We start from the raw sequence: 1,748 nt of genomic DNA, 5'->3' as shown, positions 1-1,748 counted from the left end.
GCTCAAGCTCCCGTCGCTGCTCGTTCCATTGCAACCAATCAGAACTACACAACCACGACCGATGAGCGCGGCCGCTTCCGTCTGCCCTTTCTCCCTATCGGAGAATATGTCTTTACCGCCCAGCCGAGAGGATTTCAAGCAACCAGTCTCAGAGTGCAACTCGGGGTCGGGTCTGCTCTCGACCTTGCGCTGCAAGCAACGCTTGCCGGGCAAAACGTCACCGTGGAGGTCGTAGGCGGAACGGCGCTGCCCCTCGAAGCCAACCGCAGCCAGATCTCGGAAACAGTGCATCAGGCCGAGGTGACCGAACTGCCCTACAACGGCCGCAACTACCTTGACCTTGCGCTTCTGGCTCCGGGCGTAAGCCCAACCAATACCAATAGCACCCAGACCTTTGCCGAGACCTCTCCAGTCATCGGTCAGGGTTACTCCATCAACAGCCAGCGGAACTTCTCCAACAGCTTCGTGGTGGATGGTCTCTCCGCCAACGACGATGCCGCCGGTCTTGCCGGTAATTCGTATGGCATGGATGCAGTGCGGGAGTTCCAGGTGGTCACTTCAGGTGGCCAGGCCGAGTTCGGCCGGGCCATGGGCGGCTACTTCAATATCGTCACACGCAGCGGGACCAATGACCTGCATGGCACGGCCTATGGGTTTCTGCGAAATCAGCGGCTCAACGCGCAGAATCCACTCTCGCGCACCACGCTGCCGCTGACGCAGGGGCAGTACGGTGTAAGCCTCGGCGGGCCTCTGCGGCGTGACCGCAGCTTTCTCTTCGGCAACTATGAAGGACGGCGACTGAATACGAACGGCATCGTGACCATCTCGCCCACGAACGCCACGGCGATCAACAATCGCCTGAATGCACTCGGCTTCACCGGACCTCGCCTATCTGTAGGAACCGGCGCGACTACCCTCTATCCCACGACAGTGCACTCCGACAATCTCTTCGTGCGCGGCGACCATCGCTTCAGTGACAAAGACCAACTCACGCTGCGTTACAGCTACTATCGGCTGAACAGCGTCAACGCTCGCGGGGCCGGAGCATTGGCAGACGTTAGTTATGGAACCGCTGTACGCGACACCAATCACACGATTGCAGCGAGTAATATCGCGACGCTTTCCCCGCGCACCTTCAACGAGACCCGGGGACAGTTCACCTACGACAGCCTGGACGCTCCGTCGAATACACAGAACAGCCCGGCGATCACCATCAGCGGAGTCGCCAGCTTCGGACGGTTTTCTTCTTCGCCCACGGCCCGCCTGAACTATCTGTATGAGGTGGTCGACAACCTGGTGATGCAGCGTGGAGCCCATACGGTGAAGACTGGTGTGGATTTCCTTTTCAACCGAGACACCATTACCTTCCCGATGTCGATTGCGGGAAACTATTCCTTCCCATCGTTGACGTCGTTTCTGTCCAGCACCACCGGATACTCCAGCTACGCGCAGAACTTCGGCACGCCATACATCACTCAGAACAATCCCAACGTCGGCTTCTACGTGCAGGACGAGTGGAGGGCGCTTCCATCGCTGACCATCAATGCCGGTCTGCGCTACGATCTGCAATTCCTGAAAACGGTGAATACGGATACGAATAATCTTTCCCCTCGCATCGGCTTTGCGTGGTCACCGTTTGCTGATCGCCGTACCGTGGTGCGGGGCAGCTATGGCCTCTTCTATGACCGCGTTCCACTGCGCGCGTTGGCGAATGCGCTGCTGTCAGCCAACAATACGCAGGACCCGAC

At 58.8% G+C, this 1,748-nt stretch carries 1 protein-coding gene; it reads left to right on the top strand.

Features of this window, described 5'->3' with window-relative positions:
* Positions 1 to 1,748, top strand: a 1,748-nt coding sequence (locus AB4043_RS24480) for a TonB-dependent receptor (protein ID WP_442308386.1), incomplete at both ends; no start/stop codon positions are given.

The sequence above is a fragment of the Terriglobus sp. YAF25 genome (genome assembly GCF_052113305.1).
In the GTDB taxonomy this organism is placed as follows: domain Bacteria; phylum Acidobacteriota; class Terriglobia; order Terriglobales; family Acidobacteriaceae; genus Terriglobus.
Note: the sequence above shows the minus strand (reverse complement) of the source record. Positions and strands in the feature narration are given on the sequence as shown.